This is a genomic window from Gemmatimonas groenlandica (assembly GCF_013004105.1).
Lineage (GTDB): Bacteria > Gemmatimonadota > Gemmatimonadetes > Gemmatimonadales > Gemmatimonadaceae > Gemmatimonas > Gemmatimonas groenlandica.
Genome location: NZ_CP053085.1, coordinates 1,464,942 through 1,490,476 on the forward strand (window position 1 = coordinate 1,464,942; position 25,535 = coordinate 1,490,476).

At 63.8% G+C, this 25,535-nt stretch carries 20 protein-coding genes, 3 tRNA genes and 3 rRNA genes; 1 reads left to right on the forward strand and 25 read right to left on the reverse strand.

Features of this window, described 5'->3' with window-relative positions; all coding sequences use genetic code 11:
• Positions 1–13: 13 nt before the first annotated feature.
• From rrf to HKW67_RS06250, 13 genes are all read right to left on the reverse strand, one after another.
• Positions 14–130: ribosomal RNA gene (gene rrf / locus HKW67_RS06190) — 5S ribosomal RNA — on the reverse strand.
• 206 nt (positions 131–336) lie between these two features.
• Positions 337–3,285, reverse strand: a 23S ribosomal RNA gene (locus HKW67_RS06195).
• 378 nt (positions 3,286–3,663) lie between these two features.
• Positions 3,664–5,187, reverse strand: a 16S ribosomal RNA gene (locus HKW67_RS06200).
• Together the 16S, 23S and 5S rRNA genes form the textbook arrangement of a ribosomal RNA operon.
• 839 nt (positions 5,188–6,026) lie before the next feature.
• Positions 6,027–6,098 (reverse strand) — tRNA-Lys (locus tag HKW67_RS06205).
• A gap of 37 nt (positions 6,099–6,135) precedes the next feature.
• A tRNA-Arg gene (locus HKW67_RS06210) sits at positions 6,136–6,209 on the reverse strand.
• 84 nt (positions 6,210–6,293) lie between these two features.
• Positions 6,294–6,367 (reverse strand) — tRNA-Pro (locus HKW67_RS06215).
• Positions 6,368–6,502: 135 nt separating this feature from the next.
• Positions 6,503–7,258, reverse strand: a complete 756-nt coding sequence (locus HKW67_RS06220; RefSeq protein WP_206044621.1) for a non-canonical purine NTP pyrophosphatase — start codon at positions 7,256–7,258, stop codon at positions 6,503–6,505.
• Positions 7,255–7,989: a ribonuclease PH gene (gene rph, locus HKW67_RS06225; protein WP_269141398.1), complete on the reverse strand. Its 735-nt coding sequence runs from the start codon at positions 7,987–7,989 to the stop codon at positions 7,255–7,257. Before rph ends, HKW67_RS06220 begins: the two co-directional genes overlap by 4 nt.
• 43 nt (positions 7,990–8,032) lie before the next feature.
• Positions 8,033–8,479 (reverse strand): D-glycero-beta-D-manno-heptose 1-phosphate adenylyltransferase, encoded by a 447-nt coding sequence (gene rfaE2 / locus HKW67_RS06230; RefSeq protein ID WP_230981139.1) that lies wholly within the window; start codon positions 8,477–8,479, stop codon positions 8,033–8,035.
• Positions 8,480–8,514: 35 nt separating this feature from the next.
• Positions 8,515–8,994, reverse strand: coding sequence for an LPS assembly lipoprotein LptE (lptE, locus tag HKW67_RS06235; protein ID WP_171224558.1), 480 nt, complete (start codon positions 8,992–8,994; stop codon positions 8,515–8,517).
• 25 nt (positions 8,995–9,019) lie between these two features.
• Positions 9,020–9,727 carry a hypothetical protein gene (locus HKW67_RS06240; protein ID WP_171224559.1) on the reverse strand — a complete coding sequence of 236 codons (708 nt, stop codon included), beginning with the start codon at positions 9,725–9,727 and terminating at the stop codon, positions 9,020–9,022.
• A 29-nt stretch (positions 9,728–9,756) separates the two neighbouring features.
• Positions 9,757–11,637 carry a peptidylprolyl isomerase gene (locus HKW67_RS06245; RefSeq protein WP_171224560.1) on the reverse strand — a complete coding sequence of 627 codons (1,881 nt, stop codon included), beginning with the start codon at positions 11,635–11,637 and terminating at the stop codon, positions 9,757–9,759.
• Positions 11,627–12,064 carry an acyl-CoA thioesterase gene (locus tag HKW67_RS06250; protein ID WP_206044622.1) on the reverse strand — a complete coding sequence of 146 codons (438 nt, stop codon included), beginning with the start codon at positions 12,062–12,064 and terminating at the stop codon, positions 11,627–11,629. Before HKW67_RS06250 ends, HKW67_RS06245 begins: the two co-directional genes overlap by 11 nt.
• A gap of 172 nt (positions 12,065–12,236) precedes the next feature.
• Between HKW67_RS06250 and HKW67_RS06255 the strand changes: the two genes are divergently transcribed.
• Positions 12,237–13,040: a UDP-2,3-diacylglucosamine diphosphatase gene (locus HKW67_RS06255; RefSeq protein WP_171224561.1), complete on the forward strand. Its 804-nt coding sequence runs from the start codon at positions 12,237–12,239 to the stop codon at positions 13,038–13,040.
• On the opposite strand, the gene murI is transcribed toward HKW67_RS06255, so the two are convergent.
• The 12 genes from murI to nusA form a co-directional block, all read right to left on the reverse strand.
• A complete protein-coding gene (murI, locus tag HKW67_RS06260) occupies positions 12,954–13,775 on the reverse strand; it encodes a glutamate racemase (RefSeq protein WP_171224562.1) in 822 nt (273 codons plus the stop codon). The two genes, HKW67_RS06255 and murI, sit on opposite strands and share 87 nt — an antisense overlap.
• A 5-nt stretch (positions 13,776–13,780) precedes the next feature.
• Positions 13,781–14,377, reverse strand: a complete 597-nt coding sequence (locus HKW67_RS06265; protein ID WP_171224563.1) for a hypothetical protein — start codon at positions 14,375–14,377, stop codon at positions 13,781–13,783.
• Between the two features lie 14 nt (positions 14,378–14,391).
• On the reverse strand, positions 14,392–14,781 hold the full coding sequence (locus HKW67_RS06270; protein WP_171224564.1) for a RidA family protein: 390 nt from the start codon (positions 14,779–14,781) through the stop codon (positions 14,392–14,394).
• Positions 14,782–14,804: 23 nt separating this feature from the next.
• A complete protein-coding gene (locus tag HKW67_RS06275; RefSeq protein WP_171224565.1) occupies positions 14,805–15,626 on the reverse strand; it encodes a TatD family hydrolase in 822 nt (273 codons plus the stop codon).
• 5 nt (positions 15,627–15,631) lie between these two features.
• Positions 15,632–16,642 (reverse strand): protein translocase subunit SecF, encoded by a 1,011-nt coding sequence (gene secF / locus HKW67_RS06280; protein WP_171224566.1) that lies wholly within the window; start codon positions 16,640–16,642, stop codon positions 15,632–15,634.
• A 7-nt stretch (positions 16,643–16,649) separates the two neighbouring features.
• Entirely contained in the window at positions 16,650–18,323 is a 1,674-nt protein-coding gene (gene secD, locus HKW67_RS06285) for a protein translocase subunit SecD (protein ID WP_171224567.1), read from the reverse strand.
• 77 nt (positions 18,324–18,400) lie between these two features.
• Entirely contained in the window at positions 18,401–19,369 is a 969-nt protein-coding gene (locus tag HKW67_RS06290) for a bifunctional riboflavin kinase/FAD synthetase (RefSeq protein ID WP_171224568.1), read from the reverse strand.
• Positions 19,366–20,271 carry a tRNA pseudouridine(55) synthase TruB gene (gene truB / locus HKW67_RS06295; protein ID WP_171224569.1) on the reverse strand — a complete coding sequence of 302 codons (906 nt, stop codon included), beginning with the start codon at positions 20,269–20,271 and terminating at the stop codon, positions 19,366–19,368. Before truB ends, HKW67_RS06290 begins: the two co-directional genes overlap by 4 nt.
• A 52-nt stretch (positions 20,272–20,323) precedes the next feature.
• Positions 20,324–20,788, reverse strand: coding sequence for a 30S ribosome-binding factor RbfA (gene rbfA, locus HKW67_RS06300; RefSeq protein ID WP_171224570.1), 465 nt, complete (start codon positions 20,786–20,788; stop codon positions 20,324–20,326).
• Between the two features lie 9 nt (positions 20,789–20,797).
• Positions 20,798–23,827 carry a translation initiation factor IF-2 gene (infB, locus tag HKW67_RS06305; protein WP_171224571.1) on the reverse strand — a complete coding sequence of 1,010 codons (3,030 nt, stop codon included), beginning with the start codon at positions 23,825–23,827 and terminating at the stop codon, positions 20,798–20,800.
• Between the two features lie 9 nt (positions 23,828–23,836).
• The gene (locus HKW67_RS06310; protein WP_171224572.1) at positions 23,837–24,217 is read right to left on the reverse strand and encodes a L7Ae/L30e/S12e/Gadd45 family ribosomal protein; all 381 of its coding nucleotides are present in this window, start codon (positions 24,215–24,217) and stop codon (positions 23,837–23,839) included.
• Positions 24,214–25,530, reverse strand: coding sequence for a transcription termination factor NusA (gene nusA, locus HKW67_RS06315; protein ID WP_171224573.1), 1,317 nt, complete (start codon positions 25,528–25,530; stop codon positions 24,214–24,216). Before nusA ends, HKW67_RS06310 begins: the two co-directional genes overlap by 4 nt.
• Between the last annotated feature and the right edge of the window lie 5 nt (positions 25,531–25,535).

A 25,535-nucleotide genomic window follows, 5' to 3' on the forward strand; every position in this document is an offset into this window, starting at 1 on the left:
GGGCTTCACAAGGTGCCGGCATCGGCCTACTCTCCCGCGGTCTCTCGACCGGAGTACCATCGGCGCTGCTTGGCTTAACGACCGTGTTCGGGATGGGAACGGGTGTGGCCCAAGCGCTCTAGATGCCAGCGATTTCTGTGCGCACTTGCGTGCGAAATCGGTCCTACAGGTCCATCGATTTTCAAGGCTCCGCGGTCGCCTGAGGGCGTCGCGCGCGTTGACAAACGGATCGGGAAGTGATCTTGGGTGGGCCGTCGCCGAAGCGAGGCGACCCTGACGTACGCATGCTTTGCGAATTCTGTTTGGTGTTGCTTGGTCCCCTGAAACAACCAGGGGGGAGTCAAGCCGCACGGGCGATTAGGACAGCTGCGCTCGGAACGCCTCGCGGCGCTTCCACGTGCTGCCTATCGACGGAGTAGTCTCCTCCGGCCCTTTAGGGAGCTCAAGGCTCCAGGGAGAATTCATCTTGGGGGGCGCTTCCCACTTAGATGCTTTCAGCGGTTATCGCCACCGATCATCGCTACCCGGCGTTGCAGCTGGCGCCACAGCCGGGACACGAGCGGATCGTCCGACTCGGTCCTCTCGTACTAAAGTCCGCTCCCCTCAATTCTCCAACGCCCACGACGGATACAGACCGAACTGTCTCACGACGTTCTGAACCCAGCTCATGTGCCACTTTAACCGGCGAACAGCCGGACCCTTGGGACCTTCTCCAGCCCCAGGATGTGACAAGCCGACATCGAGGTGCCAAACCGCGCGCCGTCGATGTGAACTCTCGGGCGCGATAAGCCTGTTATCCCCAGCGTACCTTTTATCCGTTGCGCGATAGCCGATCCACACCGGGCTACCGGATCACTACGGCCGACTTTCGTCTCGGTTCGACCCGTCGGTCTCACCGTCAGGCTGGCTTCTGCCGTTACACTCTATAGGCGCGATTACCGACCGCGCTGAGCCAACCTTCGCGCGCCTCCGTTACTCTTTCGGAGGCGACCGCCCCAGTCAAACTGCCCACCTGCCACGGTCCCGGATAGGGTTTGCCTACCGCGGTGAGGCGATCATACAGCACAGGGTGGTATTTCACTGGTGCCTCCTCGAGGGCTAGCGCCCCCGACTCACCGGCTCCCACCTATGCTACACAGTCCTATACAATCGCCAATGACAAGCTGCAGTAAAGGTGCATGGGGTCTTTTTGTCCTGTCGCGGGGACTCGGAATCCTCACCGAGACTGCTATTTCGCCGAGCGCGTGGTCGAGACAGTGCTCAAGTCGTTACGCCATTCGTGCAGGTCGGAACTTACCCGACAAGGAATTTCGCTACCTTAGGACCGTTATAGTTACGGCCGCCGTTTACCGGGGCTTCGGCTCAAAGCTTCGCCTTGCGGCTAACCTCTCCCCTTAACCTTCCGGCACCGGGCAGGCGTCAGTGCGTATACGGCGCCTTACGCGGCTTGGCACGCACCTGTGTTTTTGCTAAACAGTCGCTTGAGCCGATTCTCTGCGGCCTCCTCGAGCAACCAGAGCAAGTCTGGCAACCAAAGGGGGCATCCCTTCTTCCGAAGTTACGGGATCATTATGCCGAGTTCCTTGACCACGTTTCACTCGTTCACCTGAGGCTACTCGCCTAACCCACCTGTGTCGGTTTACGGTACGGACATCTCATAGTCTCCCCACCCAGCTTTTCTTGCCTGCCGACTCCACACGACTTGGCCTTAGGTTGCCCTGCAGCCTCGTACTCAGGTCTCGGCTTGCGCCTACGCCCTTGAACGGCCATCCACAAAGCCGCTCGCGCTTCGTTCCAGGGTCCCTGGATGCTTCAACGACTACAAGACGGGGCCGGAATTTTGACCGGCTATCCATCGACTACGCCTTTGGGGCCTCGCCTTAGGGTCCGCCTCACCCTGCGCTGATTGCCATGGCGCAGGAATCCTTGGGTTTACGGTGTGCGGGGTTCTCACCCGCATTTGCGCGTACTTAATCCGGCATCCTCACTTCCCTTCGCTCCATGGGTTGGTTTCCACCCCCACTTCAACGCACAGGGAACGCTCCCCTACCCCTCAGACAAAGTCTGAAGACCAAGCTTCGGCGGGCTGCTTAATCCCGACCATTCTCGGCGCCATCACGCTGGACTGGTGAGCTATTACGCACTCTTTCAAGGAATGGCTGCTTCTAAGCCAACCTCCCAGTTGTCTCTGCACGACGACATCCTTCGCTATACTCAGCAGCCACTTCGGGGCCTTAGCTGTGGTTCTGGGTTCTTTCCCTCTCGCCGCTGGACATTATCGCTCAGCGACTGCCTCCCGAGGTCCATCAGACAGGTATTCGGAGTTTGGTAGGGGTTGGTAGGGTCTACGACCCCCCGCGCCCTTCCAGTCGCTCTACCCCCTGCTGACACGCCTCGAGGCTCTACCTCAATAGATTTCGGGGAGAACCAGCTATCTCCAGGCTTGATTGGCCTTTCACCCCTACCCACAAGTCATCCGAATGGTTTTCAACCCATACCGGTTCGGGCCTCCACTAAGTGTTACCTCAGCTTCACCCTGCTCATGGGTAGATCGCCCTGGTTTCGGGTCGTACCCCCAGATACTCATGCGCCCTCGTTACAGGACTCGCTTTCGCTCTGGCTCCGCTGCTGAGCAGCTTAGCCTCGCATCTGAGGAGTAACTCGCCGGATCATAATGCAAAAGGCACGCAGTCAGCCGTGACACCTTGCGATGCCCAGCCTCCTACCGCTTGTAGGTATGTGGTTTCAGGATCTCTTTCACTCCCCGCACAGGGGTGCTTTTCACCTGTCCCTCACGGTACTCGTCCACTATCGGTCACATAGGAGTCTTTAGGCTTGGAGGGTGGTCCCCCCGGCTTCACGCCCGATTACTCGGGTCGGGCGTTACTCAGGAACTCTACTACACACAGTGCATGATCTTCGCCTACCGGGCTATCACCGTCTATGGCGCCCCGTTCCAGAGGACTTCGACTGACGTCGCTGTGTGCGTCCGTAGGTCCTACAACCCCGGTCCCACAAGGAGACCGGTTTGGCCTGTACCCGTTTCGCTCGCCACTACTCGGGGCATCTCGTTTGATTTCTCTTCCTCAGGGTACTTAGATGTTTCAGTTCCCCTGGTTTGCTCCGCTTGCGCGGTGACCGGACTCGCGTCCGGCCGGGTTTCCCCATTCGGCCATCTTGGGATCAATGCGTGTGTGCCGCTCCCCCAAGCTTATCGCAGCTTACCGCGGCCTTCATCGCCTCTATGTGCCCAGGCATCCCCCACATACCTTCGTTCGCTTGACTCTTTCCCATCTGGTCAGGCAAACCATACGCTTTAAAACTCGTAAAGCTGAAACATCACGCGATCTGCACCCTTGCGGGCCCAGACCTCGAAACGTCGCCGCCTCACTGAGGTTCTTCGTCCTAGCAGATTCGTCCCGGCTCGCCCGCTTGCGCGCACGAGATCCGCTGGAATCTGTAGTACCCACGATCACTTCCCACTTCCGTTGTCAAATAGCGCAGACACCGCTAGAGACCGTCACTCCGAAGAGCGGCGGTCAACAATCGAATTCGAGATCGAGGATGTGCAGAACGGGCGATATATCTGGGACTTTCAGTCTGCCATGGCGCCGGGTTGCCCCGAAGGGATCCCCCGCACCACCGACCTACTCATCACTCCAGAAAGGAGGTGATCCAGCCGCAGGTTCCCCTACGGCTACCTTGTTACGACTTCGCCCCAGTCACTGCGCTCGCCTTAGGCGGCTTGGCCCCTGCGGGTTCCGGCACCGACTTCGGGCGCTCACAGCTTCCATGGCGTGACGGGCGGTGTGTACAAGGCCCGGGAACGTATTCACCGTGGCGTCGCTGATCCACGATTACTAGCGATTCCAGCTTCATGCCGTCGAGTTGCAGACGACAATCCGAACTGAGGCAGGCTTTGGGGATTGGCTCCGCGTTGCCGCTTCGCAGCCCTCTGTACCTGCCATTGTAGCACGTGTGTAGCCCCAGACGTAAGGACCATGATGACTTGACGTCGTCCCCCACCTTCCTCCGGTTTGGCACCGGCAGTCTCTCTAGAGTCCCCGCCATGACGCGCTGGTAACTAGAGACAAGGGTTGCGCTCGTTGCGGGACTTAACCCAACATCTCACGACACGAGCTGACGACAGCCATGCAGCACCTGTGCATGAGCTCCGAAGAGGGGCCCCTGTTTCCAGAGGCTTTCTCATACATGTCAAGCCTGGGTAAGGTTCTTCGCGTTGCGTCGAATTAAACCACATGCTCCACCGCTTGTGCGGGCCCCCGTCAATTCCTTTGAGTTTCAACCTTGCGGTCGTACTCCCCAGGCGGGGTACTTAATGCGTTAGCGCCGGCACTCGGGGGGTCGCTCCCCCAAGCACCTAGTACCCATCGTTTACGGCGTGGACTACCAGGGTATCTAATCCTGTTTGCTCCCCACGCTATCGCGCCTCAGCGTCAGCTACTGCCCAGCAGGCCGCCTTCGCCACCGGTGTTCTTCCGGATCTCTACGCATTCCACCGCTACACCCGGAATTCCACCTGCCTCTACAGTGCTCTAGTCCACCAGTTCGCATGGCCGACTCGGGGTTGAGCCCCGAGCTTTCACCACACGCTTAGCAGACCGCCTACGCGCCCTTTACGCCCAGTGATTCCGGACAACGCTCGCACCCTCCGTATTACCGCGGCTGCTGGCACGGAGTTAGCCGGTGCTTCCTCACTCGGTACCGTCAGAGCCCTCGAAAAGGCTTGTGTCCCGAGCAACAGGGGTTTACACACCGAAATGCTTCATCCCCCACGCGGCGTCGCTGCGTCAGCCTTTCGGCCATTGCGCAATATTCCCCCCACTGCTGCCTCCCGTAGGAGTCTGGGCCGTATCTCAGTCCCAATGTGGCTGGCCATCCTCTCAGACCAGCTACCCGTCACCGCCTTGGTAGGCCGTTACCCCACCAACTAGCTGATAGGCCGCGAGCTCCTCTAGATGCCTCGAAAGTTTCCTCACCACCCGATGCCAGGTAGTGAGCGTATGCGGTATTACCCGGCCGTTGGGCCGGCTATCCCCCACATCTAGGCAGATTGCTCACGTGTTACGCACCCGTTCGCCGGTTACCCTTGCGGATCCCCTTGACTTGCATGTGTTAAGCACGCCGCCAGCGTTCGTCCTGAGCCAGGATCAAACTCTCCAATAGATAAGAATCTAAGTAGAATCTTGAGTGGCTCATCAGCGCGACCGACCGAAGTCGATCCAGCGCCGAATCACTTACTAATCAACAGATTTGATATCTCGCTGCAGCCCTGAAGAAGCCGCAGGTCAGTGATACCGTCCCGCACATCCATCGATCTCGAACTTCGATTGTCAAACAGCGATGCTACTTCCCTGCTATATGATCGCAACCGCTTGCGGCTGCGTCAGTTACCTTTTTTGTGTTTGCCACGGTTTAGGTGGCAGCCTCCAACAGTACCATGCAGCGAACCGAAAGTCAACCCCGTTTTCTCGCCCGCGTCGCGCAATCTGTGTGCGCCGACAACAGCACAATCTCCGGCTTTCCTCCCAGCAACGGCGTTCAGCGAACTGATTCCGTTTGTACTGCGGGGTCGCAAGTATGCGATTTCGCTGCGCATTCCGCAACCCCCAATTTTAGTCCGTTCAGCCCAACCGCTCGCCGACCTATCTGGCGCTCAGCGGACCGTCAGTGACCGACAACAAAAAGCGGCCGCTGAGAGCGGCCGCCGCAGACCGACGCTTTTCAGCATCGGGGAGGTCCGGGTCGAAAACCCGGCAGCATCCAGAAGAGAACTCGTGTTCGGTCGATGCAACGATGAGCGTGTAGCGCACGGCTCGCATAGGAGCCTGCCAGACAACACCACCAGCAACCAACAAACCAAGTACCAACCAGCCTGACAACGACAGTGAGACTCAGAGAGCTTCACTGCGCCGAACCTCGGAACGCGTTCGATACCAACATCGAACGACTGCGACATTCCGCCCAACTCCACACCGGCAGTATAACACCGGGCTCATCAAAAGTGCACCCTCTAGGACTCGAACCTAGAACCTACTGATTAAGAGTCAGCTGCTCTACCATTGAGCTAAGGGTGCGGTCCAGAACAGCCTACCGCTCGCAACATCGACATGACGCGCCAGGAGGGACTCGAACCCCCGACCAACAGCTTAGAAGGCTGCCGCTCTATCCATCTGAGCTACTGGCGCCTGCGTTGCCGCTGGTCCCCCTCGCGGGGTCCCGAACATGGATCCACATCGGATCCGCCACATCTAACACATCCTACCACGAGATCGGGGCGGCCGGATTCGAACCGGCGACCTCCTGCTCCCAAAGCAGGCGCGATACCGGGCTACGCTACGCCCCGCAGATCAACGGCCGCGTATGTTATCCCGCTGATGCGCCGAGGTCAACGGGGGCTCGCAAATCCGTTGCGACTTCCTGCGCGCATCACACCAACACAGTACACGCTCGCAACGCGAACGCCAACGTCCTGCGCACCTCAGCGACGACCATCTTCCGATACGAGTCGCGAAACGTGCACAAAGTGCGCGCGCACCGCGTCGACCTGCAGCAATGCGGTGAACGCACGGCCGCGATGACTGACACGCGCTTTCGCGTCTCGTGCAACCTCCGCGAACGTCGCCCCCAGATCATCGGACAGAAAGTACGGATCATATCCGAACCCGCCGGTGCCGCGCGGCGCAGCGAGCAGCGTACCTGACGTCTCTCCACGCACCACGGCCTCGCGCCAGTGCGTGCCGTCGCGCCACACGCACGCCGCCGCGCACACATACCGCGCCCGCCGTGACGATGGCGCTGACGGTGAGGTGTCACCGACGGTTTCCGCCTGCGCGACGCGCAGCGCCTCCTGCAGGAACGCGTTGTTGGCCGCATCGAGGGCAACGCCCGCGAGGTCCGTCCGACCAGACCATCGCTTGCTGTAAACGCCCGGCCGTCCGCCCAACGCGTCCACCGCGAGCCCTGAGTCGTCGGCCAGCACGATCGCGCCCGTGAGCTGCGCGAAGTAGCGGGCCTTCGCCAACGCGTTCGCTTCGAAGGTGTCGAACACTTCGAGCGCATCCTCATCCGGCGATTCCGGCAGGCCGAGATCGGCCAGCGTGATGACCGTCAGATCGACGACCGCCATGAGCGGCACCAGTTCTTTCAGCTTCCCTGCACTGCGCGTCGCGAGGACGAGGCGCGTGTCGAGTACACCGTCGCCCACCGACGACGGCGACGGCGTTGCCGAGCTCACCGTGGCTGCGGGAACGGCTCGCCCAGCACGAGTAGCTGCATCGCATCGAGGCGCTCGATACCGCGAACCGCGATCGACAGCAGCGCGTCCAGTTGCTCCCGCGCAAACGTGCCGTGCTCACCCGTGCCCTGTACCTCGACGAAGCGACCTTCGCTGCTCATCACCACGTTCATATCGACGCCGGCACGCACGTCTTCCTCGTAGTCGAGATCCAGACGCGGTTGATCGTCCACGAGGCCGATGCTGATGGCCGCCACGCGTCGGCGCACGGGAGAGGCCGGAATACGACCAGTCTGCACCATCCACGTGAACGCATCCTGCACCGCCACACAGGCGCCGGTTATCGCCGCCGTCCGCGTGCCGCCATCGGCCTGCAGAACATCGCAGTCGACCTTCACCGTGAACTCGCCAAACCGGAAGTCATCGAGCATCGCACGGACGCTGCGGCCCACGAGACGCTGAATCTCCTGCGTGCGTCCCCCGACCTGCTGCCGTTCACGCGACGAGCGCGTCTTGGTCGCACGCGGCAACATCGAGTACTCGGCCGTCACCCAACCTTCCCCCGACCCACGGCGCCAACCGGGCACGCCGGTCTCCACGGACGCCGCACACAACACGCGCGTTTCGCCAAAGGACACCAGGCACGAGCCTTCCGCGTAGGGCACGGCCCCACGCTCCAAGCGAACCGATCGCATTTCGTCGTTGGCGCGTCCAACCCGCGCGGCAAGCAGCGGGCGCTCGTCACTCGTTGCATCTGTTCCGTTCACGGCAGCGTCAGCCACGCAATTTCTCGATGGTAGAAGTGGTGGAGTGTCCGTCGACGAGCGGAATGACCACCACGCGTCCACCGCGCTCGGTCACGAGATCCGCGCCAACGATTGTTTCCGGCGAATAGTCCCCGCCCTTCACGATGACGTCGGGCTCGAGGGTTCGCACGAGTTCGATCGGGGTGTCGTCTTCGAAGAGCACAACGGCGTCGACCGCCTCGAGTCCCGCCAACACGATGGCGCGCTCGCTCGACGTACGAATCGGACGCTCATCGCCTTTGAGGCGCTTCACCGAGGCGTCGCTGTTGACGCCGACGATCAACGCCGCGCCCTCGCGACGCGCACGGTCGAGCACGTCGACGTGGCCCGGATGCAGTAGGTCGAACACGCCGTTGGTGAAGACGACGGCGCCGCGAACGGTGCGCCGCCAGCTGGCGGCTGCCTCGAGCGTCATGACTTTCGACGACGGGAACCGAGGGGCATCGCGCGTCACCATTGCGATTGCACTCCTTCCACAAGGTCAGAGATCAGGCTTTCGAGCGCGTTCTTGCGTCCCGCGGCCTCGCCACCTTCCGCGTACTGTCCCTCACGCTGCAGCCCCTTCTTGGTCAGGAGCGTGCGACCCGTGGTCTGATCGATGATCTCGACATCGAGCACGACGATGAGCCGTCGCCGCGTCGACGTGGTCTGTCGGCCATCGGCGCTGACACCGGCCGGCAAGTCGACGTCGTACTTCACCAGTGTACCGCGTACGACGACATCAGCTCGGGCCACCGGTGCTTCGCGCAGGTTCAGGCGATCGCGCAGCGCAGCGCGCAGCTGCTCGAAGACTTCGCGCTGCAACTCGGGCACGGCCGTTTGGTTGTCGAACGGCTCGATGGCGACGGTCTTCAGCTGTTTGGGGAGTCCGCCGCCGCCAGAGAACCCGTAGCAGCCTCCCACCAGCGACGCCGCCAGCAGCAGAGCCACCGCACTCCGCGCGGCGCGTGCGATCCTACGGACGGCGCCATATGGCGTCATCGAATGCCTCGACAGTCGTGGTATCGGTCACGGCAATGGCCAGACGCCGCTTGCCTCGTTCATGAACATACTGCAGTTGCCACTGGCCGTTGGCTCCACGTCGACGCGACATCCACTCGATGACCTTGCCGTCTTCAATGCGTTCGACCCGGGCTAGAGTGGTGCCGCCGAAGGCGAGACGCCAGGCCCGCCCGTCGGCCCCAGAGGCATCGCGCCCCCTCAACACGCCGAGATCGGCACGCAGCGTATCGCCGTCGACGCGGGCGGTCGTGTCCGGGACCGGCGGCAACGCCAAGCGCCCCAGGCTCGACCACAGGAGCGGCACCGGCGGCAGGAGGCGCTTCACCAGATCGACCCCCGGCACGAACAACGAGTCGCCAAGCAGGATCGCGTACCCGCCGGCCATGCCGTTCTTGAGGAAGAAGTCGAGTCGGGCCCGGTCCGGTGCCTGCGCCCGAACGGCTCCGTCACCGTTCGCTTCGAACGTTTCGTCCTTGTAGGTCCAGGTGAAGCGGAGAATCTGGGACCCGGCCGCCATGTTCGTCGGTGGCAGGATGGCTCGCGTCGGCGAGCCGACGAGGGGACGCGCGGCGGGAGCACACGCGACGAGTAACGTCGAGACGACGGCGATCGCCGCGGTGGCGGTCCGGGAGCAAATCGCGAAACGGACTCGTTCGGCCATGATTGCGTGTAGTCGAAGCGTGGGGCGGATCACCGAATGCGGATGCGCACCATGCGATCACCTTGCACGATGCGATCCATGACGTCGAAGCCGGAGAGCACCGTTCCGAACACCGTGTACGCGCCGTCGAGATGCGGCTGGCTGGCGTGGCAGAGGTAATACTGGCTTCCGCCGGTATCGGGCCCGGACGTCGCAAGCCCAAGACAGCCGCGCTCGTGACGTTGGCGGGAAAAGCTCTCTCGAAGGGTGAATCCTGCCCCACCGGTACCGTCACCACGCGCGTCGCCGTCCTGCACCACGAAGTTGGGTACCACGCGATGAAAGACGGCGTTCCGGTAGAAGCCCTCCTGGGCCAACCGGACGAACGCCTCGACGACCAAGGGTGCTTCGCGTCCGAAGAGTTGCAGCGTGACGACGCCGTAGTCCGTCTCGATCACGGCCACGGGCTGACGGCTACCAGCGGCGCCCCACTGGCGGACCAGACGCTCGTACTCCACCAGTGGTCGCGCCACGAGCGAATCCGGCGTGGCGCGTCGCGGCGCGCGTACCGCCGTATCCCGCGGTGCGAGGAGCCGCTGTCCAATGACGCGGACGATCGAATCCCGATCGGCGCTGGCCCGTTCAGCGAGTACGCGAACGCGTGCCGCCAAGCTACCGTCGGAAATGTTCGCGACGCGCTGCAGCGCGGCGCTGCGGACTCGCGGCTCGGCATCGGCACTGAACGCCTCGGCCGCGAGCACGCGATCCGAATCGCCGACGCGCGCACGGTGCTCGAGCGCGGCCATGCGATATCGCCAGTCGGCGCGTCGTTCCCATGTCGTGACCTCGGCATCAAAAATCGGCAGCGCGACACGACGCAGATGCGCGAGCATCAGCCGACGAACGGCGAGCAGCGTGTCGCGCTCCCACGCGCGTCGCCATCGCACGGTGTCTCGACCGAAGACGACCGACAGACTATCAGACGCCACGATGCGCACATTGGCGACCGAGTCGGCGAGGCCAATCTGCACGGCATCGAGCGCCGACGCGCCGAACGTCGACACGCTACCGGCCGCGTTCGCGCGTACCCGCCAATCAGCGTCCCGCAAGAACGCGTTCAATGCCTCGCGGGCCGGCACGGCGAGCGAATCTCCTACGGTGGTCCGCGTCAACGCGCGTGCGACATACTGCCGCACTTCATCATCGGCATGGCCGCGCACGGCCAAAAGGGCCCGCACGCCGGCCGGCGCTCGCAACCGTCCGACGACGTACGACGCAGACCGCACGACCTCGGCCGACGTGTCGGCGAGCCAGGGCACGACAAGCGCTATCGGCGCGGGACGCAGCTTGACCGTGGCGAGGACCAGTGCCGCACGGACGGAGGCGTTGCGCAGCGACGCGGAGCTCGCCCGCAACGGCGTTACAAGTCCATCCCCAAGTGCGACGGAAAGCACGGTGCGGGACGATTCGCCGATCTCGCCCAAGGCCCATGCCGCCTCTCGTGCAACGGGATCCGGCGCACCACCGATGGCGCGGGCCAGCGCGGCGACCGCCTGCGTATCCTTTGCCACGCCGAGTGCGAAGGCCGCGTTGGCGGCGATGAGCGTATCGCCATCGGTGAGCAATCGACGCAGTTGCGGGAATCGCGCACGCATGCGCAGCTGGCCGATCGCGAGGGCCGTACGGGCGCGGCGATCGCGGTCGGCGTCGACCAGCAACGTATCGACCAGCAGCGTGTCCGCCCGACGGACATCGAGCATTGCCATGAGCCGCGCATCGTGGCGCACGTCGAGCGCCGTCATGCGCACGGTACCCGCACCGATACCACTACGGCCACCGGCACTGGTGCTCGCACATCCGGCGGCAGTCAAGCCGACGCCGACGATGAGGGCGGCAATCCGTCGCCGATCGAGCGCGTGTCTACTGTGCATGGTCAGCCGGCGTGACCGCCGCCTCGAGTACAGTGCGGATATCACGTGGCATGGCCGCCAAACGCCCGGTCTTGTCGATGGAGACCAGCGACGTCGTCGCGGATACCAGCAGCGTCTCGGTGTCAGCGCGCATCACGCGATAGGAAAAGGCGAGCCCGCGTGACCCGGCCGACGTGAGCCGCGTGTGCACGCGGATCGGATCATCGTATCTCGCCGACGCGTGAAAGCGCATGGTCGCGTCGGAGACGGCCAGCAGCACTCCGTCGCGTTCGAGTTCGGCGTATGACTTTCCCAATGCGCGTATGAAGTCAGTACGGCCAAGTTCGCACCACACCAGGTAGTTGGCGTGATAGACGACGCCCATCTGGTCGGTTTCCGCGTATCGCACGCGCAGTTCGGAAATCGTATCGGACACGAGAGCGGCCATTGGGGACACCGGCACTGGCCGGGGAAATCGGGAATTGGGAAGATGACCCTGCCCTGCACGGCCGCCAAGCGTCGCCGCGCGTTAGCCGCCAGGCGTTTGCCGCCAGGCGTTTGCCGCTCCGCGGCGATCCCGTGCGTTTGTGGGGCCGTCCGGGAATGGTTAGACTGCCACCGTGCTCAATACCCCGACACTGGTTCTCGGCGACGCGCACCTCGGCGTTGCTTCGAAGGACGCTGAGCGTGCCTTGCTGCGTCTGCTGCGAGACATGCCGTCGCGCGCCCGCTCGCTGGTGATCATGGGCGACATGTTCGATTTCTGGTTCGCCTGGCGCCACGCTATGCCTCGCACCGGATTCCGCGTGCTGGCGGCGCTGGCCGATCTCCACGATGTCGGGGTTCCGGTGCTATGGATCGGCGGCAACCATGATTGCTGGGGCGGCGATGCGCTCATGGCCGAAACAGGTGCACAGTACACGCTGCAGCCCTGGATCGGGTCGATCGGGCCATGGCGGGCCGAACTCGTCCACGGGGACGGCCTTCGCGAGGTCGAGGACGCGCCGTATCGTCGACTCCGTCGCGTCCTTCGTCATCCGTTGGCGATCCGGGCCTTCGGCATGCTGCATCCCAATCTCGCGTCACGCGTTGCGCTCGCCTCATCGCATACCAGCCGTACGCGTCGCGCGGGCGACGAAGGTCGTGGCCTGCTGGCTGTCGGGACGCGTTCGTTATCCGCACCCGACGGCCCGAACCTCGTGATCCACGGCCACTCGCACGTGCCGATGCTGCGGCGCGCGGGGGCCGGTTGGTATGCGAACGCCGGTGCGTGGTATCTCGATCAACAGTATCTGCTCATCGAGAGCGATCGAATCTCGCTGCGCGCGTGGCGCGACTCAGGTGAAGACGTGGTACTCCACAGCGGTGAGCGGAACGTCGAGGAAGCGACCGCCGAGCGCGAGGAAGTGCTGCGGCGCATCTGAGGCCACGAAGCGGTGGGTGGGTTCGTGGCCGCGCGCATCATCTGGGTCGCGCAGCAGCTCGCGATCGATGAGCATCTGCTCGAGTTCCGCCGCCGTTTCCTCGGCGCTGTCGATCAATTGCACTCCCTGCCCCATCTCGGCGGCGATCACGGTGGACAGCAGCGGGTAGTGGGTACATCCAAGGACAAGGGTGTCGACCTGGGCCTCGCGCATTGGCGCCAGGTAGTCGTGGGCAATGAGTCGTGTCGCCTGGTGGTCTACTAATCCTTCTTCAACGAGTGGAACGAAGAGCGGGCAGGCGGCCGACAGCACCCGAGCATTCGCCGACTGCGCTTCGATCGCCTTGGCGTAGGCGCCCGACGCGATTGTGCCACTCGTGCCGATGACGCCGATCGGTCCGATGCGGCTTGCGCGCACGGCGGCGCGCGCTCCCGGATCCACCACGCCGATCACCGGCACAGACAAGGACACTTGCAGCGCCTCGAGCGCGTGAGCGGTCGCGGTGTTACAGGCCACGACGATGCACTTCACGCCTTGCTCAACCAGCCATTCTCCGATCTGCAGAGCGTAGCGTCGCACAGTCTCCGGACTCTTCGGACCATACGGGACGCGCGCCGTATCACCGAAATAGAGCAGAGATTCGGTGGGCAGTCGACGCATGAGGGCGTTCGCGACGGTGAGACCGCCCAGTCCCGAATCGAACATCCCGATCGGCGCCCCACGCGACGATTCCATGCGAACTAAAATCGAACGGTCACGGCGAACACCGCGCCCGACGGGCGCGGGTACGCGGACAACTCTATCGGCACGTCCCAGAGCTGCGCCGCGACGAACGCGTCAGCGCCGGCAAACAGGTGATTGAAGGCGACGACGGCGATCCAATCTTCAACGTGCAGGCGCCGTGTTCTCACCAGATCGCGCGTGAACCCATTGGTGAACACGCCATTCTTGATGACTGAATCGCCAGAGACAAGATACTGGGCCGGCAAGGTGTCGATCTGGTATCGACGCGCTTCCCGCAGATCCATCTGACTGCGCCGCATCATCACAATCGCCGCGAGTTCGATACTGGCGAACAGCGCACCGGACGTACCGCGATCGAGGCGCGATTGCCCGAAGCCAGGCAACAGCGACGAGTAGAGGAACGCCCGCTTTGGCGTGAGCGGTGGCGTGAATCGGCCGCGCTGGGTGAGCGGGGAGATCGGCGCCGCCGGCTTGATGATCGGCGCAGGAACAGGCTTCGCCGTCACCGAGTCGCGCTGCTGCGCCGCCAGAGGCGCGCCAACGGGCGCCACTAGAGCCAGTACCAACAGCGCGCGCGGAATCAGGCGGAGCATGTCTCTGATACTCCTCAGCGCGCGGGGAGAGCCGCGACGAGTTCGATCTCGACGCTCACGTTTCGAGGGAGCCCGGCCACGGCCACCGTGGAGCGCGCCGGACGGGCATCGCCGAGCACGCGCGCGTACACGGTATTCATCGCGACGAAGTCGTCCATGGACTTCAGGAAGACGGTGGTCTTTACCACGTCGCTCCAGGTCACTCCGGCCTCGTTCAACACGGCAGACAGATTCGAGAGCACGCGCTCGGTCTGCGCAGTGACGTCACCGGTCTCGATTTCCATCGAAACGGGATCGAGCGGGATCTGACCGGCCGTAAAGAGGAAACCATTTGCGCGAACCGCCTGTGCGTACGGGCCGATCGCTTTCGGTGCATGGTCAGTGTGCAGCGTCTCGATGGACATGTTGGTAATGCGCTGGAAGGTGATCAGGAATGAGTTAACGAGGTCGACGTGGGCGCGGCCGCTAACACGGCATCCGGCAGGTCGAACAGTTCTTTCGTATTACGCAGCGTCTGCCAGCCGAGTTCGTCGACATTCTGCCCCCGGACATCGGCCAGCCGGGCCAACGTCAGACGCACAAACGCCGATTCGTTGCGCTTTCCACGGTGCGGCACTGGTGCAAGATAGGGCGCATCGGACTCCACGAGCAGCCGGTCGTTCGGCACCAACCGAAGCAGCGCCTCGTCGGTCCAGCTCCTGAACGTGATGATGCCGCTGAACGACACAAACCATCCGACCGAGAGTGCGGCCTCTGCCAGCGTCACCGAACCGGTGTAGCAGTGGAGTACGCCCCGCACCCGCACGGCGTCGGCCCTCTTCAGGAATTCAGCGGTATCTGCTTCCGCCTCCCGGGTGTGCAGCACGATCGGCTTGTGCAACTCCTCGGCGAGCGCGAGTTGGGCGTCGAGCGCGTATCTCTGTTGTGCACGAGGCGAGTGATCGTAATGCGTGTCGAGACCGCACTCGCCGACGGCGACCGCTCCGTGAGCGACGGCATCACGAATGGCTGGCGCGTCGGTGGCATCGTCCCAGCCAGCGGCATCATGAGGATGGACGCCGGCGGTGAAGAAGACAAAACCCGCATGGCGCTCAGCAAGACGCCGGGCACGAAGCGCCGTGGCAGCTGACTCACCAATACAGACAAGGGCCCGCGCACCTTCTGCGCGGGCCCGCTGGATCACCGCGTCCGCTTCATCAGCGAACGCGGGATCGGCCAGATGCACATGACTGTCGGAGAAGACGGTCATGCGCTTTACCGGGCGGCCAGACGCTCCGCCTTTCGCGAACGCGTATCGCCCGAATTGTCGTTGCCCGCGTTCACCGCCCGACTGGTCGAGTCGGACGAGGTACGCGGATACTTCGACTCGATCCACAGGAGCAAAGGACCGGCGACATAGATGGACGAGAAAGTGGCGACGAATACACCGAACGCCATCACCATGGCAAACGGTCGGATCACTTCGCCTGCAATGAAGAGCAACGCCAACGTGGAGGCCAGCGTCGTCGCGTGCGTCATGATCGAGCGTGGCAACGTCTCATTGATCGCCCGATCAAGCACCTTCGCCAACGACTCGCCCTTGATGCGCTTCTTCAGGTCTTCACGCACACGATCGAAGATGATGATCGTGTCGTTGGCCGAGTATCCGAGCAGCGTGAGAATAGCCGCCACGACCGTCAGCGACACTTCGATGTTGAACATCTTGATGAATGCAAACGTCACCAGGATATCGTGTGCCGTGGACAACACGGCAGCAGCACCGAAACGCCAATCGAACCGAATGGCGAGGTAGATGAGCGTGAAGAGGGACGCGATGATCATGGCCGTAAACGCACCCGAGCGCAGTTCGCTACCGACCTTCGGTCCGACCGCCTCGGTGCGCACGATAGTCACGTTCCCGGCACCGAACTGCTGGTCGAGCGCGGACGCGATCGACTTGGAGATGCCCTCGGCGCCTGCGGCCTGCGCTTCGACCTGCTTCTCATCGCGGGCACGGATCGTGTACTCGGTGTTCGTGCCGTACTGCTGAATTTCGCTGCCCGTGATTCCGGCCTTGTCGAGCGTGCTGCGCACGACGGCAACATCCGGGGCTTGCTTGAACTGAACCTGCATCAGCGTACCACCGGTGAACTCGATGCCGTAGTTCACACCGCCGGTAATACCGAAGGTGACGAGGCCCGCTACGATGAACGCGATCGTGAGGCCGGCCGCCATACGCCAATGCTTGACGAACTCGAACTTGGTGTTGTGAAAGATTCGCAGCATGGCGTCCTCAGATACTCAGCGTCTGGTTGCCGCGCGTGCGGCTGAGCCAGATCATGAAGAAGGTCTTGCTCACGAAGATCGCCGTGAACAGCGAGGCCACGAGGCCCGCGATGAGCGTGACAGCAAAGCCGCGCACAGGCCCGGTGCCGTACTGATACAGCACCATACCCGAGAGAATCGTGGTCGCCGAGGTGTCGACGATCGCGCTGAGCGCATGGCGGAAGCCCTCGTCAATGGCCAGTCGGTTGGACTTGCCGTGATCGAGTTCTTCGCGAATGCGCTCGAAGATCAGCACGTTGGCATCGACCGCAATACCGATGGAGAGCACAAAGCCGGCGAGACCGGGCAACGTGAGCACCGCATTGAAGCCGGCCAGCACCGCGAGCGTGTACACGAGATACAGCACCAGCGCGGCGACCGCGAGCATACCGGAGAAGCGATAATAGCCAACGAGAATGACGACGATCAGGAGGAACGCGACGGCCAGCGACAGTGCGCCCTTGTTGATCGAGTCGGCACCAAGGCTGGCACCGATGCTGCGCACTTCCGCCACCTTGAGCGGCACTGGCAGCGCACCAGCGCGCAGCACGAGCGCGAGATCCTGCGCGGACTGCAGCGTACCGCCGCCGAGCGTGATCTGACCATTCCGGCCGATGGCGCTGTTGAGCACCGGCGCGGTGACGACGCGTTGGTCGAGCACGATGGCCATGTTGTCCTTCACATGTTTGCCGGTCTCGACCTTGAAGCGACGGGCGCCTTCGTTGTTCAGCGTGAATTGAACGACGTTGCCTTCCACCGGATCGGTGGACGGACGCGCGTCGGTCAGCACTTCACCCGTGATGATCGGACGCGAGTCGAGCACATACAGTGCAAAGAAGCGCTGCGTACCAGACACGAGTGAATCCACGCCCCAGCGCATCACCTTGCCCGGCGGCATGGCGCCCTGAATAGCCGGCAAGGCCAACGCACGCTCGATGGCGGCATACGACGCCTCCGGCACGATGTACTGACCCGGGATCTGTCCGGCCTGCACGCTGCTGCTGAACAAGCCTCCGGTCACGGCAGCCGGCGTCGTCGCGGCGGAATCTGCTCCCGTGGTCGCCACTGCCTTGCCCGTCGAGTCCTTGGAGGAATCAGACTTCTGCGTGAGCAACGAAGTGACACCGACCTTCTTGGTCGTGTCTCCCGAGGCCTTGGCTTGAGAGGCAGTGGAGAGACCAGCGTTCTTGGCGATCTCGTCGAAGCGCGGCATGACCTTCTCGAACGCCTGCGTCTTGTCTGTGATCTGGAACTCGAGGAATGCGGACTTCTGCACGACGTCCTGCGCGCGTTCCGCGTCGTCGATGCCGGGAAGTTCTACGATGATGCGCTCAGTGCCGGCCTTCTGCACCACGGGCTCGGACACGCCAAACTCGTCGATACGCTGCCGCACGACCTTGAGTGCACGATCGAGCGCCTCAGACTTGTTGGCGACCGCCTGCTTGGACTCGTCGACCTCGAGCGTGAGGTGCATACCGCCCTGGAGGTCGAGACCTCGCTTGAGCGGCACGCGACGCACGGTGTCGTAAACGAAAACGCCATCGCGCTTGACCCGTTCGACAACGGTGCGCGGAAAGAGGGCCCACGCGGAGGCCGCGAAGAGTCCTACGATGAGCAGGATGCGGTACTTCAGGTTCGCCATCGATGCCGGTGGCCAGAGGTAATGTCAGCGCGTCAGGAAGAGAGACGCGAGAAACGGCGCAAAATGCGCCTAGCCTCTTAACTTAGGGGTCCAGACGTCGTGGCGGTAGCCAGTCCCTGCAGAGTCTCGCGCGCTGCGGACTCGTCGCGGGCCAACTGCGCGCGCAGGGCCTCGATTCCGTCGAACGACCGCGTGTCCCGAATTCGTGCCATCAGGTCGATCCGGATAGGAGCACCGTACCAGTCGTGCGCCGCGTCGAAGACATGGGTCTCGATCCGTCGCGATGCATCCCCGAAGGTCGGGCGCGGCCCAAGATTGAGCATGCCGCTGAACGGTCCCTGCGGCGTCTGCACCCGAACGGCGTACACGCCGTCGGGAGGAAGCAGCTTCCGAGTCGACGGGGGTTGCAGATTGAGCGTGGGATAGCCGAGCAGTCGTCCGCGCTGATCGCCCCGAATCACCGTGCCCGCGATGCTGTACGGGCGCCCGAGCCCCGCGGCGGCCGCGCGCAGATCGCCCTCCAGGATCGCCGTTCGGATGGCGGTGGACGAAATGGCCTGTCCGTCGGGGGCGTGCACCGGCGGCAACACCGTCACGCCAAACCCGCGCGAGGCGCCGAGCGCTTGCAGCACGTCGATGTCGCCAAGGCGCCCGCGTCCGAATCCGTGGTCATGTCCGACAAGCAGCTCGGCCACCCGAAACCGCTCGCGGAGCACCGCATCGACGAACTGCTCCGCTTCATACGACGCCAGCGTGGGTGTGAACGGGAGCACGGCGACGTACGACACACCGGACTGCGCGAACATTTCGAGCTTTTCGTCGTGCAGCGTGAGCAGCGGCGGAGCGGCTGACGGGCGCACCACTTCGAGCGGATGCGGTTCAAACGTGACCACGACGCTGGGTCGGTCGGTCTCGGCCGCCAAGGCGGCGAGTCGTGCCAGGACATCATGATGCCCGCGATGTACGCCGTCGAACGTGCCAACTGTAATAACGGCGCCCGAATCGCCGATCGGCAGGCCGACCGGATCGGACCACACGGAGCTCATGCCGACGCCTCGTCACCGAGCATGACGACACGCGGCTGCCACCAGTCTCCGCTGACGCGCTCGGCGATGGCGACGACCGTGTCATGCCAGAGCAGCGCCCCTCGCTCGCCAGGCTTCATCGCCGGAATCCGGCGGCCCACGCGCAGCGCGGCCAGGCCCGGTTCGTCGAGAGATTCATGCGCGATCGCGCCGAGGGCCGACAATGGTGAGCGTAACAGCACGCGGCCCTCGAGAATACTTCCCGGCTCGAGCTGCTCGAGCGTGGTGGCATCGGCGACGTGCGCGGCGCCGCTCGCCATGCGCCGTAGACTCTCACAGTGCGCGGCGCTGCCGAGCGCGCGCCCAAGATCACGGGCGAGCGCGCGGATGTACGTCCCGCCACCGCAGGTGATGCGTACGGTGAGCGAATCCGGCGTGCTCGCGAGCCACTCCCACCCGAGGACATGCACCTCGACGGGCGGTAGCTCAACCACTTCCCCGCGTCGTGCCATGGCGTAGGCGCGTTCGCCGTTGACGTGCTTGGCGGAGAAGGCGGGCGGCACCTGTGCCACCCGGCCGGTGAGCGCGGCGATCGCATCGCATAGTGGCGATGCCCCGGCATCGGCGAGCAGTTCGGCGGGGGGGGACATCGCTTCCCGGGTGACGTCACCGGTGCGATCGTCGGTGTCCGTTTCGAACCCGAAGCGAATCACCGCGTCGTACACTTTCGGCTCGCCTACGACATACGGCAGCAGGCGCGTGGCAGAATTGACCGCCAACACGAGTAGCCCTGTGGCGAACGGGTCGAGCGTGCCGGCATGCCCGACCCGCTTGGAGCGGGCCGCGCGTCGCACGACACTGACGACATCGTGCGAGGTCATTCCCGCCGGCTTGTCGACATAGAGCAATCCTGACGTGATCATGGCATCGCGCCCACGCCCGCCTCAGCGCACCTTCACGCCGAGCGGGTCGTGGTCATGTGTTCGCTTGCAATGAATCCGGCGGGCCGGTGTCTTCCCCGGCCGCCGCGTCACTGTTTCCCGCCGCGTCGTCGACCGCAGCGTCCACGGCCTCGGTGGCCACGGCATCGCGATCGGTGCGAATCTGTGCCAAGAGCTGTTCGATGCGCGAGGCATGCGCAATGCTCTCGTCGGCCTTGAAATGAATCTCCGGCGCGTTCCGCAAGCGCAGCGTCTTCCCCAGCATGGAACGCAGGTGCGACGCGACGCTGCCAAGTCCTTCGAAGGTGGCCTTGATAGCCGCCTCGTCTCCCATCACGCTCACGAACACGTTGGCGTGCCGAAGGTCGCGTGTCATCTCCACCGCGGTCACGGTGACGAAGCCACGAATTCGCGGATCCTTGGCGCCTTCGGCAAGGAAGGTCGCCACTTGTTCGCGAATCGATTCGGCAACGCGGTCAGGTCGCCGCGGTTCGCCCATACTGCCTCCTCAGGACTTTGCAGCCTGGTCGAGAGTACGAGCCACTTCTTCCGTGCGGTAGCATTCGAAGACGTCGCCGATCTTGACGTCGTTGAAGTTCTCGATGCCGATACCGCACTCGTAGCCTTCCTTCACCTCGTTCACATCGTCCTTGAAGCGACGCAGTGACGCGATGCCGCCGTCGTAGATCTCGACGCCGTCCCGGATGACGCGCATACGTCCCTTCCGGTTCATGTTGCCCGAGCGCACGATGCAGCCGGCGATCGTGCCGATACGCGCGACCTTGAACGTTTCGCGCACCTCGGCTTCGCCGTACACCACTTCGCGCGACTCCGGTCGCAGCATGCCTTCGAGGGCGGCCTTCACGTCGGCCACGGCCTCGTAGATGATACGATAGAGCTTGATGTCCACGCCTTCGCGCTCGGCTGCCGCGCGGGCGTTGTTGTCCGGTCGGACGTGGAAGCCGATGATGATGGCTCCCGACGCCTTCGCGAGCAGGATGTCCGTCTCGGCGATCGCACCGACACCGCGGTGCAGGATTTCCACCTGCACTTCGGGGTTGGAGAGCTGACCGAGAGCATCGGCCAGCGCTTCCGCCGGACCGCCCTGGTCAGCCTTGATGACCAATCGCAACGAACGCTTCTGGCCGGCGCTGGTCTGCGACATGAAGTCTTCGAGCGACACCAATCCACGCGTGCTGCGGCGGCTCTTCGCTTCGCGATCGAGACGTTCGCGACGCTGCGCGATATCGCGCGCTTCGGACGCATCTTCGACCACGAGCAGCTGATCGCCCGCCATCGGCACACCGCTGAGACCCAGAATCTGCACCGGGATCGCGGGACCGGCCGACTTCACCGGCTTGCCACGCTCGTCGAGCATGGCACGCACGCGACCGGAGTAGATACCGCAGATGTAGTCGTCACCGACCTTGAGCGTGCCGTTCTGTACGAGCACGGTCGCAACCGGTCCCTTACCCTGGTCGAGCTGAGCTTCGACCACCGACCCGACCGCACGACGCGACGGATTGGCCTTGAGTTCGAGAATGTCCGCCTGCAGCAGGATCTGATCGAGCAGCTCGTCGACACCCGTTCCCTTCTTGGCCGAGATCTCGGAATGCAGCACCGTTCCGCCGAATTCTTCGAGCACGACTTCGTGCTGCAGCAGATCCTGCTTCACCTTGGCAATCTGCGCCGTGGGAAGGTCGACCTTATTGATGGCAATGATGATCGGGACGCCGGCGCTCTTCGCATGCGAGATCGCTTCGACGGTTTGTGGCATGACCTGGTCGTCGGCCGCGATGACGATGACGACGATGTCGGTGACCTGAGCACCACGGGCACGCATGGCGGTAAACGCTTCGTGACCCGGGGTGTCGAGGAACGTGATGAGGCGCTTGTTGGCGACCTCCACGTGATAGGCACCGATGTGCTGCGTGATGCCGCCGGCTTCGCCAGCGACCACGTTGGCTTTCCGGATGTAGTCGAGCAACGACGTCTTACCATGGTCGACGTGACCCATGATCGTGACGACGGGCGGGCGCGGACGGAGGTCTTCCGGCGCGTCTATCACTTGCTCTTCCTGCAGATCGGCGGCGTAATCGCTTTCCTTCACGGCCTGGAAGCCGAATTCACCGGCAATCAGCTCGATCTGATCGAAGTCGAGTCGCTGGTTGATCGTAACCATCAGCCCGAGCGTCTTGAACGCGAAGCCGACGATCTGTGTCGCGGAAACGCCAAGGATCTTGGCGAGTTCGGACACCGTAATAAACTCGTTGACGCGGACGGTCTTTCGTTCCTTCTCCACCGCGGCAACGCGCTGCTCCTCCATCTCGGCGCGCATGTCGGCACCGAATCGACGTCCACCGCGGCCGCGCGTTCCCGCGCCGCGCATGGCGGTCATCGTCTTCGTGATATTGGCCGACACGGCTTCCTGATCGACGGCGCCGCGCTTGCCCTTCTTGCCACGGCGCTGCTGACTCTGCGCGCTCGCGGCCATACCCGTGCCTTGCGTGCCCTGACCAGGCTGACCACCCTGACCACCGGGCGCGCCACCCTGACCGCCCTGCGGGCCACCGGGACGTCGGTCATCACGACGCTGTCCCTGACCGAGTCCACCACCGGGAGCGGCGGAGGCGATCGGACGAGCACCACCAAAATTCGGCGACCCGCCCATGCGGCCGGGGCGCGGAGCACCGGGCACGACGGGACGCGGACGCGGACGATCTGCGGGCAACGGCGCGGACGGTGCGGCCGGCGCGTCGGAAGCGACGGGAGTCGCGGCCGTTGGCGTCGCGGACACCGCAGCGGCGGCTGGGGTGACGACGGCCGGACGCTCGGCGACCGGTGCCGGCTGGGGCGTCGACAGTGGCGCAGGACGCTGGGCCGGAGCCGCATCCCTACGCTCGAAGGCGACAGGCTTGGGCTTCGGCTTGGCGGCGGCCACTTCGACGACGGGCGCTTCCGCTTGCACTGGAGCGGGCTCGGCGGCCGCGGCCGCCTTGAGCTCGGCCGCGCGCTCGACCGACACGTGTTCGATGTCCGCACGGACCTCGGGCGCCGGTTCGACGGGCGCTTCGACGGGCGCAGCGACTGACGGCGGGGTTACCTCGGCCTTCGCTTCTACCGGGTGCGCGTCTTCTTCACGAGGCGCTTCGGCGTGATGCGTGTCCGCATGCGGGACATCACCGGCGGGAACGTCACCCGCATGGGCGTCGAGCGCATGCACATCGACCTCAGCCGCGCGACGGCGACGAACCGCCGGGGCGGGCGCTTCGGCCTCGACCACCGGAATCGGAGCATCGGGTGCAGCCGCGGCTCCCGTGCGACGGCGCCGCGGTGCGGCAGCCGGTGCGGGCTGCGCTTTTTCGGCGCGCACGCGCTTTTCGCGCTCCCATCGGGCGCGAATACGGGAAACCTGATCGTCGGTCAGCAGCGACAAATGGCTGCGAACTGGAACATCCATCTGGCGCAGCAGCGCGATAACCTCGTCAGCCGAGATACCGAACTCACCCGCCATGTCATGCACACGAAGCTTGCTCAACCCGTCCTCCTAACGCGAAACGCGCGTCGCGTCGCCTGCCGGGGTTGCCCCGGCCACGGCGCTACGGATACCGCGCGCCAGCGCTTGATCTACTATCCCGATCGCCGCTGTCGTATCCCGCCCGACAGCACCGCCCAGCTCGGCCGCACTCGGCCACTCCAACGTTTCGATGCGACGGGCCCGAAGGACCGGCACGACCTTCTCCAGCGAATGCCGCGAGACATCGCTCGCGACCACCGCCAGCACCACTTTCCCCTTTCCTGCTTCAATGGCGACGCGTTCGGCGCCCACCACGATGAGCCGGCCGCGCGCGCCGAGCCCGATCAGTCCGAGTACCTTTCGGCGTACGGCATCGTCGAGCGTCGGCACTTCGCGGGGTTCATCACTCACTCGCTAGAACTCCCAGCTTCGCCTTCGTCTTCCGTGGTGAGCTCGTCGATGATGGCCATGATCCGATCGGCCTCTTCGGGAGCGATACCAGGCAAACGCAGGAGATCATCGCGATCGAGATCGAGAATGTCGTTGAGCGTCGTCAGGCCAGCTTCTGCCAGGACGGCGACCGTTCCGATTTCGAGCCCTTCGATCTCGTTCAGCGGCACATCTGCTTCTTCTTCCTCGGGGAGCGGTGCGAACAGCGGCGCTTCTCCGCCCTTCTCCATCCACTCACGGCTCGAGTACAGATCGATCTTCCATCCCGTGAGTTCAGAGGCGAGACGCACGTTCTGGCCGTTGCGGCCGATCGCCAGCGACAGCTGGTCTTCGTCCACGACCGCCTGAATCGTCCGCGACATCGCGTCACTGAACACGCGTGCCACACGGGCCGGCGCGAGCGCCAGCTTGGCAAAGCGTTCCGGATCGGGCGACCAGGGCACAATGTCGATGCGCTCGCCGCCCAGTTCGTTGACGACCGCCTGGACGCGCGATCCCTTGAGGCCGACGCACGCGCCGACCGGATCGACTGCGTCATCACGGGAGGTGACGGCAATCTTGGTACGGCTGCCGACTTCACGCGCGGCCGCCTTGATTTCCACGATGCCCTGCTGAATCTCGGGCACCTCGAGCTTGAAGAGCGCCTGCACGAACAGCGCATCAGAGCGGCTCAGAATCAGACGCGGACCCTTCGGCGTGTCTTCGACTCGCTTGAGGACCGCTCTGACGGGCTCACCCTGATGGTAGTGCTCGCGATGGTTCTGCTCGCGATACGGAATGATCGCTTCCGCTTCGCGGAACTTGTTGAGCATGACGACGAGCTTGCCGCGCTCGATCTGTTGCACTTCACCGGAGAGGAGATCTCCGACGCGGCCGGCGAACTCATCGCGGATACGCGTACGCTCACCTTCGCGTACACGCTGCACGATGCGCTGTTTGGCGGCTTGCACGGCGGTGCGGCCGAATTCATTGAAGTCGACCTCGATTTCCATCACGTCCCCGATCTGGAACTCGGGGTCCATGAACCGTGCCTCTTCAAGCGGGACTTCACGAGCGGCGTCGGTCACTTCTTCCACCACCGTCTTGAGCAGCACGATGCGGATAGCGCCCTTCTCCTCGTTGATCTCGACTTCTGCCTGCACGTTGGCCCCGTGCTTCTTAGCCAGAGCGGCATGAATGCCGTCCTGGAGAAGCCCGTGCAGCTCCTCGCGCGTGATCTGCTTCAGATTCGACAGTTCACGGAATGCTGCGAGAATTTCCGCTGATCCGGCCATCCGTC